The organism is Nonomuraea sp. NPDC050536 (assembly GCF_044457685.1).
Classification (GTDB): domain Bacteria; phylum Actinomycetota; class Actinomycetes; order Streptosporangiales; family Streptosporangiaceae; genus Nonomuraea.
Map to the genome: position 1 here is coordinate 32,590 of NZ_JBITHD010000027.1, position 15,811 is coordinate 48,400.

Below are 15,811 nucleotides of genomic sequence, written 5' to 3' on the forward strand. Positions count from 1 at the left end.
CAGCCTCGAGGCGGTTTCTCGAAGGTCGTCGGCACATGCGCGGAGATAGGGGTCCGAGAGAACGGCGATGATCGCTGCGTCCGGATAGCGGCTTGCCAATGCGGCGAAGGAGCGTGGTTGGCCACCCCGTGGCCCGACCCACCGCGAGAGCAGTTCCCACCATTGGCGAGTGCCCTCGGAGTCCGAGGCCACCGAGTCCTCGTGCCCAAAGGCGAACGTTGCCGCGTAGGGGGCGATGGGCGCATCTACAGGAATCAATCCATAACCTGCTGAGCACACCCACAGGGTTGCTTCCGGGCCAACTGCGGCAGCTAAGTCACGTGCGACAAGCCAGTGCTCGCCGGCGTACATGCCACCCGCGGCAACCACTGTCTTGGCTCCTGACAGGCGATTAATCCATTCGTCGCTACGCCCAGCCGATCCCTTGGCCTTCAAGCTTCGAACATGGAGGTGTTCGGGGACGGGGACCCGCTTACGGTTCGTGCACGTCACCACGACATGCACGGCTTGGCCGGTTTGGCGACCGCTGTCGACCATGGCGCTACACACCGTTCGGCGAGGTCCAAGAGACCGCCGCGTATGCCGCGTGATTGTGGATGCTCTCGTCATTGACTGCGCGCACGCGATAAGCGGCGATGCGGTCAGAAGCTGACAAGACCTCGCAGACGTTGCGAACCATGTCTTCAACGAAGACCGGGTTGTCGTAGCCGGCCATGGTGACATACCGCTCGTCTGGGCGCTTGAGCAGCGCATAGACCGGTGACGAAGCCGCGCCCTCGGCAGCGTCGATCAACTCGTCAAACCACAGGTCGCTCGCGCGATTGGACGGCTTGACCTCGACCGTGATGTGGCCGCGCTGATTGTGTGCACCACGATCGCTGATGGCTTTGCTGCAGGGGCACACGCTGGTTACCGGCACCTCGACACTCAACTGCAGGTGAGTAGCTTCCACGTTGCTGTAGGCAGTTACCGCACAGGTGTATTCGACGAAAGCGCGCGACCTTGTAACGGGTGCCTCACGCTCGAGGAAGTAGGGAAAGACCAAGTGAACACGCGCGCTGGAAGTCCCCATGTGCTCCCGCAGCTCATCCGCTAGACCCAGCGCCGTGGAGTAGGTCAACTGTTCGCGCGAACCATGCAGGACCTCAATGAAGCGGCTCAAATGAGCACCCTTCACCTCAGGGCCGAGGGCAACCGACATCGCTGCCGTGGCCACCGTCTCACGCTTTGCGCCCTGCCCATCGGCTACGAGAACGGGGTAGCGGATGCCCTCGATCCCGACTTCGTCCAGCGGTATGCCACGACTGTCGGGGGTTGCCTGCACGTCAGCGAGCATCAGTCCTCCCCTCGATAGATGCATCCGGAAGTGCATGTCTCTCGGACTTGTATCGCCGACAGTGGCAAGACACCGACCAATCGGTTCCAGATCCACTTGGCGAGAACCTCGCTAGTGGGGTTCTCGAGCCCTGCGACCTCGTTCAAGTAGTAGTGGTCGAGTCGGTCCAGCACAGGCTTGAAGCTCTGCTTGATCTCGCCGAAGTCCATCAACCAACCCGTGACCGGATCGACCTCACCGCGGATGTGCACCTGGACTCGGTAGCTGTGTCCGTGAAGCCGTGCGCACTTGTGCCCCTCAGGGACGTTCGGCAGTCTGTGGGCTGCTTCGAAGGTGAACTCACGAAAGATCTCGATCAACGGATTCCCAAGAATTTGTGGGTCTGGACACTCAACTGCCACTGCGGATGATCAAGGCAGTACTCGATTGCCGCTTTGGTGTTGGCGATGAGGTCTTCGCCATCCATGGGCTGCAGGAGAAACCGATCAAAGTCAAGGCCTTCAAAGAGTTCCGGCTCAGCTCCGATCTGGGGGTAGACGAGCTTCAGGTCGTGTCCTGACGTCAGAACCAACTCAGTGCCTGCCTTGGGACTCACACAGATCCAGTCGATGCCAGCGGGAGCCGCCCGTGTGCCGTTGGTTTCGATGGCTACCTCAAACCCCTCGACATGCAAGGCGTCGACAGCTTCCTCATCGAGTTGAAGGAGCGGCTCTCCACCTGTGCAGACCACATAGGGCCGACTACGCGGGTGAGACGTGCCCATCCATGTCTTGGCAACGGCCGCGGCCAGAGCGGCAGCCGTGGCGAAGCGTCCGCCGCCTGGGCCATCCGTACCGACGAAGTCCGTATCGCAGAACCGGCAGATCGCCCGGTGTCGATCTTTCTCCCTGCCAGTCCACAAATTGCAGCTTGTGAACCTACAAAACACCGAAGGCCGCCCTGCATGGCTGCCCTCGCCTTGCAGGGTGTAGAAGATCTCCTTGATGCGATACATGTGCGTGTTACGCCTTGGAGGTGAAGGACGGGTCGACGAGACCTAGCTGAGAGAATCCTCGGCTCCGAAGGAGGCAGGAGTCGCAAGTCTGGCAGGCGCAGCCGTCGATTGGGTCGTAGCAACTGTGGGTCAGCGCGTAGTCGACGCCTAGGCCAAGTCCACGCTGGATGGTCTCTGCTTTGGTGAGCTTGATCAGGGGCGTGTGGATCTTCAGCTTCTGCGTGCCCTCAACGCCGGCCTTGGTGGCGAGGTTGGCCATGTGTTCGTATGCCTCGATGTACTCCGGCCGGCAGTCGGGGTAGCCGGAGTAGTCGAGGGCGTTGACTCCGATGAAGACGTCGGACGAACCCAGGGTCTCAGCCCAAGCCAGAGCGAAGGAGAGGAAGACGGTATTGCGAGCCGGAACGTAAGTGATAGGAATTCCGGCGCCCAGGTCTTCGGCGCTCTCGTGGTGGGGCACCTCGAGAGCAGGATCGGTCAGCGCGGAGCCACCAAAGACGGCCAGGTTGATCTCCGCGATCACATGTTGGGCTGCACCGAGTTCAACCGCGATCTTCTTGGCTGCCTCGAGTTCCTCAGTGTGACGTTGTCCGTAGCGGAAGCTCAGCGCGTAGGTCTCGTAACCTTCCTCCCGCGCGATCGCCAGGACGGTCGTTGAGTCCAGGCCTCCGCTCAGAAGTACCACGGCCTTACGCATGTCTGTAGTCACTTGATCGCCCTCTGCTCGCATGGAGGCCAACGAAACTTACACCACATCAGTCCCAGAGGTAAGCGTAGTTTCCAGATGATGTCTCTGCCAACTCCCCACAACCTTCGCGGTTCACGCACACCGATGATCCAGCACACCTCCCGCAACTGCCCTGCCATCCACAACTGCCACGCTAGAGGGAAGCGCGCCGTCCAACCGGACTTCGACACGAATCGTTAGAACGAAAGTGCACCCTCGTCGCCATCAGTCGATGCAGCAGTTTCACGCCGTTCTTACGATGGGCAACTCGTGAGAGATCGTTAGCTCGCAGCAGGGCTACCGACCAGCAGATCGAGGCGCAAAGTCGTCCTCAGAGCAAGATCAAAGACTCTCAGAGAGCGTCACGCACGTCCTCCCATACCAGCGGGATCCACGCAGTTTGTCGGTGCTGTTGGCTGTACTGTCTCCAAGTCCACCCTGCTGGCCACCGCCCAGGCGGGTTGCCACTTGAACTGAGAGTAGAACGTGAAGGCTTCCCTCACCGCAGGCACTGCTGCGCTCGTGGCATACGTTGCCACCATCCCCGCGGCCAATCTGGCAGTGTCACACTTTGGCGCAGTCCCCGTAGGCTTCGGCTACCTCGCGCCGGCCGGCGTCTACATGGTGGGATTAGCCCTCGTACTCCGCGACCTCAGCCGAGAAGCGGCCGGTCGACTTGCGGTCCTGGGAGCGATAGCGGCTGGCATCGTCATCTCATACGTGCTGGCCGATCCCAACCTCGCTATGGCATCAGCTGCTGCCTTCGCCGTCGCCGAACTTGCGGACTTCGCTGTCTACGAGCCACTTCGCCAGCGCGGCCTGCTGATCGCCATGGTCGTCTCGAACGCGGTAGGCATCCTGTGCGACAGTCTCCTGTTCCTGAAGCTGGCCTTCAACTCCCTCGATTACCTCCCGGGGCAGATTCTCGGCAAGACCTGGATGACCGTTGCAGCAGTTGTCGTGCTGACACTTCTACGGCGCTGGAGAAGGGCCGCAGCTTGAGCCAGCCCCACCCTTCGAGGCCGTTGCGGGATGATCTTTCGCATCGTAGATGTGATGCGGGCACAGACGTAGGTCAGAGCACGTACTCCAACCGCCCGCCACACCTCTACGACGTGGCTGGCGCCGACTGCCCGCTGCATCGAGCACTCGGCCACAGCCGCCCCTGCGCCGGGTCAGCTTGCCATCGAGCAGCGATGTACAGGTCTCGGTAACCTCCCGAAGATCCAGACAGGTTCGTGACTACATCTCTTGATCACGCGTCCCCACCTAGATCAAGCCACTGCTTGTCCTGGTCAAGAAGGTAGGCGAACGGTTCGAGTCGCCCCTCGGACACAGACCCGTATTCCATATGGTCCTGGTTGCTCGTAGCAGCAACCAGGACTTTGTGTTGTGAGGGGTGATAGGTCAGCTCCAGCCCCAAGTGTGCGTAGATCTTCGCCTGGAGCTGCGGTGTCGTGATCGCAGGTCGGAGGCATCCCGTGCCGAACGGCTGGTGAGGGCATCAGCGGGCTGGGAGGCGGACCTGCGGCATCGGCTGGGCGCGGCGGGTGGCCTCGGCGCGGAGGCGGCGCTTCAGCTGTTTGCCGTGGCCGAGGAACGAACGGGTCCGCAGACGGCGGTCCTCGGGCAGGCTCCAGTCGGGCAGCGCGCGATCGATCGCGACGGTGAGCCGGTCGTCGCCATCGGCGGTGGCGGTGCCGAGCAGCACGACGTTCTCCTGCCACCGCATGCCCGGATCGTGCCGGTGGAAGGTCAGGCACACCGGTCCCGGCGCGGCGACCACGCCGGCCGGCAGGTGCAGCTCGTACCCCGTCGCGGTGCTGGAGAAGGCACGGGCGGGCACGGTCACGGGCCGGCCGTCCGTCACCGTCGAGACGATCGGCCGGCCCAGGTCGCGGGCCCGGCGGGCGTACGGGCGCCAGTCGGCGGGCGGAGCGGAGCGGCCGGGCAGGCGCGGGCCCGACGGGGCCGGGTCGGAGGCGGGGGCAGTGGTGCCGGGCGGGCAGGTCCAGATCAGCGGGTCACCGGTCAGGTCGCCGCCGGGCCACCAGGTGATCCGCTCGGGTGTCACCTCGACGTAGATCCGGGCGAAGTACCAGGTCAGGCGCTTGACCAGGAACCGCGGCAGCCCCGAGAAGGCGTCCGGGATCTTGGCCAGGGACTCGCGGACGTACCGGTCGGTGTTGGCCTGCAGGTCGGCGTCGCGGACGGTGGCGCGGCCCTGCACCAGCACCACCGGGTCGCCCTCGAACAGCAGGGCGACGCGCGGATCGCGGCGCGCCCGCTCGGCCTTGTCGGGATAGGTCAGGCCGGTGCTGACGTCGATCGTGCCGCCAGGACCGGTGTACGGGGTGACGGGCCAGGTGATGGGCCGCCCGTCGCGGGTGAGCGAGGTGTAGGCGCACACCACGGAGGTCCGGAACGTGGTGGAGGGGAGCGTGAGCGTCATGACCGAGCACGCTAACGACGCGGTCTTGGGCCGCTCTTGTGGCTGATCTTCCAGAACCGCCCAAGTGCGGGCGCGCATGATGGCGCCATCCCTCCAGGACCAGAAGGAGCACCGCCATGCGAACCGCCGCACACCCGGACGTTCCGCAGATCATGCTGCCCGGTCAGGCCGCAGCAGCGCCCGGGCCTCTCGACATGAGCAACATGTACCTGGCGCACTTCGGCTTCCGCCGCGACCTCGGGCACCTGATCACCGCGGTCGGCCGGGTCCGCCTCGACGACCGCCGGCGTGTCACCGCCCTGCGCGAGCACCACGCGTGGGTGCTGTTCGTGCTGCACCACCACCACACCGCCGAGGACGAGACGGTCTGGCCGCGCCTGCGGGAGCGGGCGCCGGAGTCGATCGGCACGATCGACGCGCTGGAGGCTGAGCACGAGTCCTGCGACCGCTGGATCCGCGAGAGCACCGAGGCGTTCCAGGCGTTCGACGCCGGCCCGTCCGAGCAGGGGCGTGAGCGGCTGATGGCCGCCCTGCGCGCGCTGGCCGACACCCTCGGCGCGCACCTGGCGCACGAGGAGACCGACGGGATCCCGCTGATGATGGCCCACATCCCGCCGGAGGAGGACGCGGAGATGCACAAGGCGATCACGAAGCAGTACGGCTTGCGCAAGCTGATCATGCTGCTCGGCTGGATCACCTCCGAGCTGCCTGCCGACGTCGAGGCCCATCTGCGCAGGACCTCGCCCAGGCCGCTGCTGCTGCTCAGCGCCCTGGCCAGGGGCCCTCACCGGCGGCGCATGGCCTACCTGTGGGGGTGAGCCAGCTCCCGCTCCACGCTCTCGGCGTGCTCGGCGTGCCGCCGCGCCGCCTCGGTGTCGCCCAGGGCCTCGGCAAGCTGCGCCAGTGAACGGCTGACCGGCCACAGGAGCAGGCTCAGCCCGGAGATCCCCATGCGGTCGGCGTACGGCGACGCCTCCTCGTACAGGTCGGCGCAGGCCCGCCGGTCGCCCAGCGCCGCCCAGATCTCGCAGCGGACGACGAGCCAGAACAGGTAGACGAACGTTCGCGGGATCGGCGATTGCCGCTCCCACGGCCCGAGCGCCTTCCGCGCCTCCTCCAGCCGGCCGCTGACCACCAGATAGTGGGCGTACCCGTCCAGGTTGAACTGGTCGAGCTGCTCGTGCGAGATCTCCTGCGGCGGCTGCGCCGTATCCGCCGTCCCGCGGCGCAGGCGCATGAGCGCGATCTGGTACGTGGCGCCGGCCGTGGTCGACTCCGCACCCCACATCGAGGTGGCTCGCTGCTCGGCGACGGTGGCCGCGAGCAGGGACTCGGCCGCCTCCAGGTCGCCGCCTTGGGTGATGACGCCGAGCCGTAGCCAGCCCAGCATGATGCGCAGGTACGGCATGTGCGTGCGGCCGATCAGCCGCTCCGCCTCGGCCAGCACGTCCAGAGCCTCCCGCACCCGGCACAGCTCCAGCAGCGTGCCACCCTGACAGACCAGCCCGATCGTACGCAGCTCGTCGTCGCCCGCCTCCAGCCCGGCGCGGGCCATCTCCTCGCCCGCCTCCAGCCGCTGGTACACCGAGTCCGGATCGAGCAGCGCGTAGTATCGGGCGAACAACACGCGGCCCAGCAGCGTCGCGTCGTTCTCCTGGCGGGCCAGCCGCGCCGCCTCGGCGCTCCACCGGTCCAGCTCCGCCGGGTCCCGCCCTGGCTGGTAGTACGCCTGGAGCGCCAGGCAGGCCAGCACCCGGGCCCGGGCCGGCGGCTCCAGGCCTTCGTCGGCGGCCAGCTCCATCAGGTCCGCCAGCAGATCGGCGTCGTAGTCGCCGTAGACCTTCCAGGGTTGCAGGATGCGTCCGCCGTACCCGGTCGCGGCCTCGATCCAGCGCCGACGGTCGCCCGCCTGCCTGGCCAGGCGGCGGATCCGCGTCAGCTCAGCCTCCTGCCCCAGCGAGTCGCCCGCCCCGAACCTGGCCTCGGCCAGCGCGAACAGCAGGTCCATCCGCTCGGACTCGCCCAGCCCGGGGTCGTCCTCGGCCACCCGCTCGGCCCGCTCCAGCAGCTCGACAGCCACGTCGTACGCGCGCAACCGCTTGGCCTCCTCGGCTGCCCCCCACGCCGCCCGCCAGGCACGCGCGATGTGGCCCGCGGGGATCGCCTGGAACCAGTGGTGCGCGGCGGCGGCCAGCCGGTCGGAGGCCGAGCCACCGGTACGCGACTCGATCGCGGTGGCCACGGCGGCGTGCAGCCGGGCCCGGCGCAGCACCGGCACCACCTCGATGAGCGCCTCCTGCACCAGCGCGTGCACGAACAGGAACCGGCCGGGCCGCCCCTCCGCGACCAGGTGCGCGGCCATGGCCGGCTCCAGCCGGTCCAGCGCCGTGTCCAGGTCGAGCCCGGCGGCCTCGGCCACGATCGTCACGTCGAACTCCCGCCCGGCCACCGCCGCCACCCGCAACAACGCGGCGGACGGCTCGGGCAGCCGGTTCACCCGGCCGAGCACGACGTCCCGCACGCCCAGCGGCAATGTGCCGCTGCCGGGCGATCCGCCTTCCAGGTAACGCATCAGCTCCGTGACGAAGAACGGATTGCCGTTCGTGCGGTCCCGGAGCGCCTTCACGTCTGTGCCCGCCGGGGCCAGTCCGGCCAGGTCGGAGGCCGAAAGGCCGGACAGCGGCAGTCGCACCGCCTGCCGGCGCGACAGCGCCTCGAACGCCTCGGCCAGCGCGCCCTGCGGCGGCGGCCAGTCGCGTGCCGTCCCCACCAGGGCCAGCCTGCCGTCGAGCACGTACTCGGCCAGGTAGCCGAGCAGCCGCAGCGAGGACCGGTCCGCCCAGTGCAGGTCGTCCAGCACCACCAGCATCGGCCGCCGGCCCGCGGTCAGCGCCCGCGCCGCCGCCTCGTAGGTGCGAAACCGCGCGCCCTCGGGGTCGGTCCCGGTCGCGGAGCCGACTCCGGGCAGGTTGGCGCGCACGTCGGCGGGCAGCGGAGGCAGCGTGTCGGCCAGCCCCTCCAGCACCGTCACCCACGGCCAGAATGCCGGGGCGCCCTCCGTCGCCGCGCACCGCCCCACCGCGACCGTGAAACCCCGGTCACGGGCCCGGCTCACCAGCTCCTCGGTCAGCCGCGTCTTGCCGATCCCCGGCTCCCCGGTGATCAGCGAGAACCCCGGCCGGCCCGCCGCCGCCGCTTCCAGCAGGCCGTCCAGCGCGGCCAATTCCTCCTGCCGGCCGGTGAGCCCTCGCTCGGCCACCCGCGGCTCGGACGGCGGTGGCGGCCGGTGGGGGGACAACGCGGGGGATTGGTCGAGGATGTCGCGTTCCAGTGCGCGCAGCTCCTTGCCCGGGTCGATGCCGAGCTCCTCGGCCAGGATCCGGCGGGCCGTGCGCAGCGTCTCCAGGGCCTCGCCCTGGCGGCCGCTGCGGTAGAGCGCCAGCGCCCGCAGCGCCCAAAGCCGTTCGCGCAGCGGGTGCTCGTACGTCAGGGCCTCCAGCTCGCCCAGCAACTCGCCGTGGCGGTCCTGCTGAATGACCGCGCTCACCCGTAGCTCTCGGGCCCGCTCTCGGGCTTCGGTGAGCCGCACCCTGACAGCGGTCACATACGCCTGATCGTCCAGGTCCGGGTACGGCTCGCCGCGCCACAGCGCCAGCGCCTCGCCCGCCAGCCGCTCCGCCTCGGCGGGCTCGGCCGCCTGCTCGGCCTGCTGGACCAGGCGCAGAAACCGCGTCGAGTCCACCTGCTCCGGATCGATCGCCAGCGTGTAACCCACCGGCCCAAACGTCAGCAGGCTGCTCCGCGCCCTGGCCTGGCGCCCGGGCTCCAGCAGGCGGCGCAGATTGGACACGTACGAGTGAAGCGACGCCATCGCCTCGGCCGGCGACTCATCGCCCCACAACCGGTCGATCAGCGCGCCCGGGGCCACCGGCCGACCCTCTGCCAGCGCCAGCGCACTCACCAGCGCCCGCAGCTTCGGCGAGCTGATCTGACACGACCGCCCGTCGTCGCCGACGACCTCCAGCGGGCCCAGCACACGGATGTCCACAGCCCTACCACCCTCATGAAGTCGCCTGATCTTACGACAAGGAGGAGCTGGTGTGGTTTATCACGAGACGGCCCGTGCACGCCGGTCCGGGGCGGAAGGATCCTTGACATGCACTTCTCCGGGGAGACGTGTGGTCGGCGCAATAGAGGTGCCGATTCTTGAGCGGGCCGCATCTCGACACCTCGGGCGGGCGTTGACCGGGGGCTGTCAAGCGCCCCGCAATCCACCACAACCCCGGATTTTTCGGTATTTCAGAGCCCCGGAGCCCTGCGGCCCTCTACCTGCTGATCTTGACGTCGACGCTCACTCCGGAGGCGGTGGCCGCCTCTATGTAGATCTTCGAAGATCAGCGCGTCGTCCCCACCAGCGAGGCCGACATCTTGGCACGCTCATCCCGCCATCGCCGGATCGCAACGGAGCCCCTCATTGGGGCAGGACACCGGCACCGGCGTGCGCGGCTCTGGCGGTTGGTGTCTGAATCCGGTCTTAGGGGTTCTGGAAGGCAACTTCGGGGTTGGTGGGGGACGGGGCGTCCAGCAGCGGCTGGTGTTCGCCGTGTAGGTGCTGGTCGAAGAAGGCGCCCACGTACGCCGTGGTGATCTCGCCCGACCGCTTTCCCGACAGCGGCACGGTGTCCGCGCTCCCGGCACCACAGCGCTAACTGACCGAGTGGGCTGCCTCCCGGACCTCGGTGTCGGCGAAAGTGGCCAGGCGGGCGACGAATTCCGCCAGCGCGGGCGCGGCGTAGTGGTCGGGGTCCCAGCAGGCATGGATGGTCAGCAGGACCTTCTGGGCACGGTGGTCGGTGACGAAGATCGGGCGGGCTCCGAACTGCTCGAGGTTCGTGACGACCGAGACGCCGCGTCCCGCCGCGGCAAGGGCTTGGCTCAGCGGTGGCCAGGCGATCTGCTCGTACCTGTCATAGCGCAGCTGTTCCCGGGCAACGGCTTCGTCCAGCACGCGGCGGGTCGGGTCGGTGGCCGGCGGGACGAGAAGCGGCTCATGCACCAATTCCTCCAGCGGCACAGTTCGTCGCCGAGCCCATGGGTGATCAGGTGCCACGTAGGCGCGCAGCGGCACGCTGGTCAGGCGCGTCCAGACCAGCCGACCAGTCGGGGGCGCTGTCGCGGCCACGCCCAAATCGTGCCCGGCCAGTACCGCTTCGTGAACGGCATCAGGGGCGACCGAGTCGACGGAAACGAACGGGTCGCTCGAGGAAAGCGTGGCCACGAACGGCGCCAGGACGTACTCGATCGTGGTCGGCGCCGCGGCGACCACCACACGGGTCAACAGCCCGCCTGCCATCTGTTGCGCGACCATGGTTGCCCGGTCGGCCCGGGTCACGATATCGGCGGCTACGTCGCGCATCTGGCGCCCAGCATGCGTCAACACAAGGCGCGGCCCGTTTCGGGTGAACAATTCCACGCCGAGATCGCGTTCCAGCCGATGGAGTTGCCGCGAGATCGCCGGCTGCGCCACGTGAAGGCGAGCGGCAGCCGCCGTCACCGTCCCGCACTCGGCCACAGCGAGGAAGTACCGCAGGTGACGCAGCTCCATGGCGACTCATTATGCCCGTCAGGCATGGATACTGCCGAACACTAGGTCTTGGACATGGGAATAGACCGGGAGTCACCATCGTCGGCATGAACCGCGACTGGGTGACGCCGCCCTACCACCGCCACGGCCTGCACCACGTGGAGCAACTGGTGCCCTGCGCTCTCCTGTCGCGCGGTGACGGCCCGACACGTGAGTTCGGCTTTGCCGACGAGCCGCTGGAGTGGAGCACCCTCGCCCTGCCGTGGGTCGACGGCGCGGAGATCAGCGGGGAGGAGTTCCTGGCGCGTACCCGCACGGACGCCCTGTTGGTGATGCGCGGCGAGCAGATCGTGTTTGAGCGCTACGTCGATGAATTCACGCCCGCGACGCGGCACATCGTCATGTCGATCTCCAAGTCCTTCTGCGGGATGCTCGCCGGATGCCTCGTCGAGGAGGGCCTCATCGACCTGGCCTCGCCAACGTCCCGGTACGTCCCCGAGCTGGCCGGGGGCTCGTTCGGCGGCGCCGCCGTACAGCAGCTGCTGGACATGACGGCGGCGCCGCACTATGACATGACCTACCTGAACCCGGACGCGGAGGTTCACGCGGGCGATCGCGCCGCAGGGTGGCGGCCCCGCCGGCCAGGTGATGTCGCGGGAACCCGCCCGTTCCTGGCAGGACTTCGTGGCGCCGGTACACACGGAGCGGGCTTCCAGTACTGCTCAGGCACCACCGACGTGCTCGCCTGGGTTCTCGAACGCGCTGCGGGCCTGGATTACCGAGAGCTGATGACGCGCTACATCTGGTCGCGCATCGGCGCCGAAGCCGACGCCTTCATCACCGTCGACGAGTTCGGCACCCCCTACGCGTGCGCGGGGATGGGGATGCGGCTACGGGACCTGGCCCGGTTCGGGCGCCTCGTGCTCGACCGCGGATATCGCGACGGCCAGGCCGTCATCCCGGCTTCCTGGATCGACCGCACTCGGAGCGGCGGCCAGTTCAACACCGACGAGGAACCCGACGCCGCCCGCCACGGCACCTACAAGAACCAGTGGTGGGTGCCGGTCGACGATCACGGCAGCTTCTACGGCGTCGGCATCTTCGGCCAGTATCTCTGGCTTGACCCGGTAACCGACGTGCTGGTCGCGAAGTTCTCCGCCGAGGACGCACCGGTTGCGGACGACTCGCGTGAAATCCAAGCCCTGTCCGCCATCGCCCGCGCCGCCGCGCACCAGGCCATCGTCCCCCTGGAGACCTGATCATGGAGCGAACGCAAACAATCGAGAGACACTCCATCGACTACATCCCCGCCGAGGAACGCCACGGCAAACCCTGGCACCTGTTCACGATCTGGTTTTCCAGCAACGTCCAGATCACCGGCTTCGTGACCGGCGTCCTCGCGGTGACCGTCGGGCTGAACCTGACCTGGGCGATCGCCAGCATCCTGATCGGCAACCTCGTCGGTGGCCTCTTCATGGCCTACCACTCCATCCAAGGCCCCCGCCTCGGCGTCCCGCAGATGATCCAGAGCCGAGCTCAGTTCGGGTTCCTTGGCGCCCTGCTACCCGTCGCGATGGTGCTCGCCATGTACCTCGGCTTCGCTGTCGAAGGCGGTGTGATCACCGGCCAGGCACTGGCTCACTGGGCGCATATCCCGCTGACCGTCTCGGTGGTCATCCAGGTCGCGATCCCCGCGGTCATCGCGATCGTCGGGTACAAGGTCATCCATCTGTCCACCCGGGTCGTCAGCATTCTGTCGGCGGTCGTGTTCGTGATCCTCACCTTCGCGCTCGGAGCCCATCTGCCCGCGCACGTGCCCAGCGGCCCCGCGCCGACATTCGGTAACATCCTTCTCGCGATCTCTATCTTCGTGTCCTGGCAGCTCACCTGGGCGCCGTATGTGTCGGACTACTCCCGCTACATGCCCGAGGACACGCCGTCCCGCACCACGTTCCTGTGGACGTACGCCGGTTCCGCCCTGGGCGCGTCATGGGTGATGATCCTCGGCGCCCTGGCCGCCACCATCAGCGCCCAACAGGTAGGCGACGACGCCATCGGCATGCTGAGCCACCTGGTTCCCGGCCTGGGTCCGGTCATCCTGCTCGCCATCCTCATCGGTGTCGTGCCCGCCGGCGCGTACGGCTACTACGGCATGTACCTCAGCGCGATGAGCGCGATCTCCGCCAAAGGCCATGGCGCCGCGAACGCCCGCGTCCGAACCGTCTTCATCCTCCTCACCTCAGTGCTGGTCACCGCCGGGATTCTGCTGGCCAACGGACACATTCTCACCACCGTCGAAAGCATCACGCTGTTCCTGCTGTACCTGCTGGTGCCGTGGACCGCGATCAACCTCACCGACTACTACCTCATCCGCCGCGGCAACTACGACATCGGCGAACTGTTCAAGATTCGCGGCACGTACGGTCTGGTCAACCGGCCGGCCATCGTCACCTACCTGATCGCCATCGCCCTGCAGATCCCGTTCATCAACACACCGCTGTACACCGGCCCGCTGGCCGAGCGCCTCGGCGGCGCCGACATCTCCTGGATCATCGGCCTCGTCGTGGCGACTGTCCTCTACTACGGCTACTCGAGGGCCAACAGCCGACGACAGGTCCAGGGCGCGTCCGCGTCCCAGCCAGCGGCGAAATCACCCTCGTAGCTGAAGGCGAGTCCGTGGCACGACGGCTACGCCGAGCGTCAGATCGGGCCGCCGGGGTGCCGGTCGGCGAGGTAGGCGCGTCCGGCCTCGGTGTCCCGAGAGGACAACAGGTAGCGAATCCAGGCCTGCTGCTCGTGCAGGATGGCGCCCAACTCCCACACGCAGTAGGTCCCCTTGGCTGTTTCTCCGAACGGGATGAGCTCGAACCCCGCCGCATCCTTGAGGTAGACCGTCTCCCACAACTCGTTGTCGTTCAGCCACGTGCATACGAGCAGGAGATAAGCGTCGCCGACGCGGTGCAGGATGACGAAGCCGAGATCGCCCGTGGGAGTGATCCCGCCGATCTCTGCCCGGAGGAACTCGCGTGCCTCCTTCCGCACTTCGTCGCCGATCTCGCGGCCCTCCCGGTGGAGGTCGTACCACTTGAAGCGGACGCCGGGTAGCTCGATGCCTTCGCCCGCCGAGAGCCGCTTGCGTACATGCGTGTAGTCAGGGGAAACACTCATCATGGCTCGACACTAGGCGCGCAGCGGGGCCCGGTGTCGAGAGCCACTTCCGATCATTAACGAGCGGCCACTCCGCCGCGTCCGCGTCCCAGCCAGTGGCGAAATCACCCTCGTAGCTGGACAGCGGCGAGTCGCGGTTCCCCGTGACACACGGGAATCAGAGAAGAAAGGTGAACAGTGGCGAGCCGGGTGGGATGCGCTCCACCGTCAGCGGGCTGGCCTTCATGCGGAACAGGAGACTGTCGAGGTCGCCGGCCCGCTCGAGTTCGATGCCGACGAGCGCCGGGCCGGTTTCGCGGTTGTTCTTCTTGACGTACTCGAAGACGATGATGTCCTCGCCCTCGCCCAGAACCTCGTCCAGGAAGTGGCGCAGGGCGCCGGGGCGTTGCGGGAAGGTCACCAGGAAGTAGTGGCGCAGCCCGATGTGCACGAGGGAGCGCTCCAGCACCTCGTTGTACCGGCTGACGTCGTTGTTGCCGCCTGATACGACGCACACCACCGGCCCTCCGGAGGAGTACGGCAGGAGCTCGCGGGCTGCCGCTCCCGCGAGAGCTCCGGCGGGCTCGGCGATGATGCCATCGGTCTGGTAGAGATCCAGCATCTCGGTGCAGACCGCACCCTCATCGACCGCGACGACCTCATCGACCAAGTCCTTGACCAGCGGGAACGTGGCGTCTCCCACCCTTCCGACGGCGGCGCCGTCCACGAAGGTGTCCAACTCGGGCAGGGCGATGGGCCCGCCGTGGTCAAGGGCGGCGCGCATGCTTGCCGCTCCGGCGGGTTCGGCGCCCACGATGCGGGTGCCGGGTGCGTGCTCGCGTAGCCAGACGGCGATTCCGCTGATCAGGCCGCCGCCACCGACCGGGACGACCACGGTGTGCGGCGCCTCCGTGGACTGCGCAAGGATCTCCAGACCCACTGTGCCCTGCCCGGCCATCGTCCGGATGTCGTCGAACGGATGCACGTAGATCGCACCGGTCTGCTCGCTGTCGGCGTGCGCGGCGGTGCTCGCCTCGTCATAGGTTCCGCCGCCGACCACGACCTCAACCCGGTCGCCGCCGAGCGCCGCGATGCGCTCACGCTTCTGCCGCGGCGTAGTGGACGGGACGTACACGCGACCGCTGATCCCCAGACGCGCGCAGGCGAACGCTACGCCCTGCCCGTGATTGCCCGCGCTCGCGCAGACCACACCACGCCGGCGCTCCTCCTCCGTGAGCGAAGCGATCAGGTTGAACGCGCCGCGCACCTTGTAGGAGCGACAGACCTGCGAGTCCTCGCGCTTGAGCAGCACCTGACCGCCGAGCAGGTCAGACAGCCGCTGGTTCGGCTCCAGCGCGGTACGACGCACCACCGGCCGCAACCGTTCGGCCGCCTGACTGATCATCGCGGCGGTAAGGCGGTCGGTCATACACACTCCTGGCACAGCGGTTGATCAGGGGATGGTAGCAAGGCGTAGTGGCGACGGCAGCCGAACAGACGACGGCGCCTGTCGCCAGGCGAGCACATCAATCACAACGAGCTCGACATGCCGTGCGATTCCCACCGCCCGC

14 protein-coding genes are annotated in these 15,811 nt (G+C 67.5%); 4 read left to right on the plus strand and 10 right to left on the minus strand.

Annotated features, from left to right (window positions below):
• Nucleotides 1-541: 541 nt before the first annotated feature.
• Genes folE2 through queC form a run of 4 tightly spaced genes read right to left on the minus strand, consistent with a single transcriptional unit; the run spans nt 542 to nt 3,027 of the window.
• A complete protein-coding gene (folE2, locus tag ACIBHX_RS45555) occupies nt 542-1,336 on the minus strand; it encodes a GTP cyclohydrolase FolE2 (protein WP_397074387.1) in 795 nt (264 codons plus the stop codon).
• The gene (gene queD / locus ACIBHX_RS45560; RefSeq protein ID WP_397074523.1) at nt 1,336-1,692 is read right to left on the minus strand and encodes a 6-carboxytetrahydropterin synthase QueD; all 357 of its coding nucleotides are present in this window, start codon (nt 1,690-1,692) and stop codon (nt 1,336-1,338) included. The genes folE2 and queD overlap by 1 nt, the downstream gene beginning before the upstream one ends.
• On the minus strand, nt 1,692-2,330 hold the full coding sequence (queE, locus tag ACIBHX_RS45565) for a 7-carboxy-7-deazaguanine synthase (RefSeq protein ID WP_397074388.1): 639 nt from the start codon (nt 2,328-2,330) through the stop codon (nt 1,692-1,694). Before queE ends, queD begins: the two co-directional genes overlap by 1 nt.
• A gap of 7 nt (nt 2,331-2,337) precedes the next feature.
• A complete protein-coding gene (gene queC / locus ACIBHX_RS45570; RefSeq protein ID WP_397074389.1) occupies nt 2,338-3,027 on the minus strand; it encodes a 7-cyano-7-deazaguanine synthase QueC in 690 nt (229 codons plus the stop codon).
• A gap of 516 nt (nt 3,028-3,543) precedes the next feature.
• Between queC and ACIBHX_RS45575 the strand changes: the two genes are divergently transcribed.
• Entirely contained in the window at nt 3,544-4,059 is a 516-nt protein-coding gene (locus tag ACIBHX_RS45575; RefSeq protein WP_397074391.1) for a VUT family protein, read from the plus strand.
• Nucleotides 4,060-4,561: 502 nt separating this feature from the next.
• On the opposite strand, the gene ACIBHX_RS45580 is transcribed toward ACIBHX_RS45575, so the two are convergent.
• Entirely contained in the window at nt 4,562-5,509 is a 948-nt protein-coding gene (locus ACIBHX_RS45580; RefSeq protein ID WP_397074392.1) for a hypothetical protein, read from the minus strand.
• Between the two features lie 116 nt (nt 5,510-5,625).
• Here ACIBHX_RS45580 and ACIBHX_RS45585 point away from each other — a divergent pair, with 116 nt between their 5' ends.
• The gene (locus ACIBHX_RS45585; protein WP_397074393.1) at nt 5,626-6,327 is read left to right on the plus strand and encodes a hemerythrin domain-containing protein; all 702 of its coding nucleotides are present in this window, start codon (nt 5,626-5,628) and stop codon (nt 6,325-6,327) included.
• Here the strand turns inward: ACIBHX_RS45585 and ACIBHX_RS45590 are convergent.
• The 3 genes from ACIBHX_RS45590 to ACIBHX_RS45600 form a co-directional block, all read right to left on the minus strand.
• Nucleotides 6,312-9,557, minus strand: coding sequence for a BTAD domain-containing putative transcriptional regulator (locus tag ACIBHX_RS45590; protein ID WP_397074395.1), 3,246 nt, complete (start codon nt 9,555-9,557; stop codon nt 6,312-6,314). The genes ACIBHX_RS45585 and ACIBHX_RS45590 overlap by 16 nt on opposite strands.
• Nucleotides 9,558-10,043: 486 nt before the next feature.
• Nucleotides 10,044-10,187: a hypothetical protein gene (locus tag ACIBHX_RS45595; protein WP_397074397.1), complete on the minus strand. Its 144-nt coding sequence runs from the start codon at nt 10,185-10,187 to the stop codon at nt 10,044-10,046.
• Between the two features lie 27 nt (nt 10,188-10,214).
• Nucleotides 10,215-11,114 carry a LysR substrate-binding domain-containing protein gene (locus tag ACIBHX_RS45600; RefSeq protein WP_397074398.1) on the minus strand — a complete coding sequence of 300 codons (900 nt, stop codon included), beginning with the start codon at nt 11,112-11,114 and terminating at the stop codon, nt 10,215-10,217.
• 86 nt (nt 11,115-11,200) lie between these two features.
• Between ACIBHX_RS45600 and ACIBHX_RS45605 the strand changes: the two genes are divergently transcribed.
• On the plus strand, nt 11,201-12,352 hold the full coding sequence (locus ACIBHX_RS45605) for a serine hydrolase domain-containing protein (protein ID WP_397074400.1): 1,152 nt from the start codon (nt 11,201-11,203) through the stop codon (nt 12,350-12,352).
• Between the two features lie 2 nt (nt 12,353-12,354).
• Nucleotides 12,355-13,755, plus strand: a complete 1,401-nt coding sequence (locus tag ACIBHX_RS45610) for a purine-cytosine permease family protein (RefSeq protein WP_397074402.1) — start codon at nt 12,355-12,357, stop codon at nt 13,753-13,755.
• 38 nt (nt 13,756-13,793) lie between these two features.
• Here ACIBHX_RS45610 and ACIBHX_RS45615 read toward each other — a convergent pair whose 3' ends face one another.
• Together ACIBHX_RS45615 and ilvA are read right to left on the minus strand one after the other, a co-directional pair.
• The gene (locus tag ACIBHX_RS45615) at nt 13,794-14,264 is read right to left on the minus strand and encodes a hypothetical protein (protein ID WP_397074404.1); all 471 of its coding nucleotides are present in this window, start codon (nt 14,262-14,264) and stop codon (nt 13,794-13,796) included.
• Nucleotides 14,265-14,418: 154 nt separating this feature from the next.
• A complete protein-coding gene (gene ilvA, locus ACIBHX_RS45620) occupies nt 14,419-15,669 on the minus strand; it encodes a threonine ammonia-lyase IlvA (RefSeq protein ID WP_397074405.1) in 1,251 nt (416 codons plus the stop codon).
• Between the last annotated feature and the right edge of the window lie 142 nt (nt 15,670-15,811).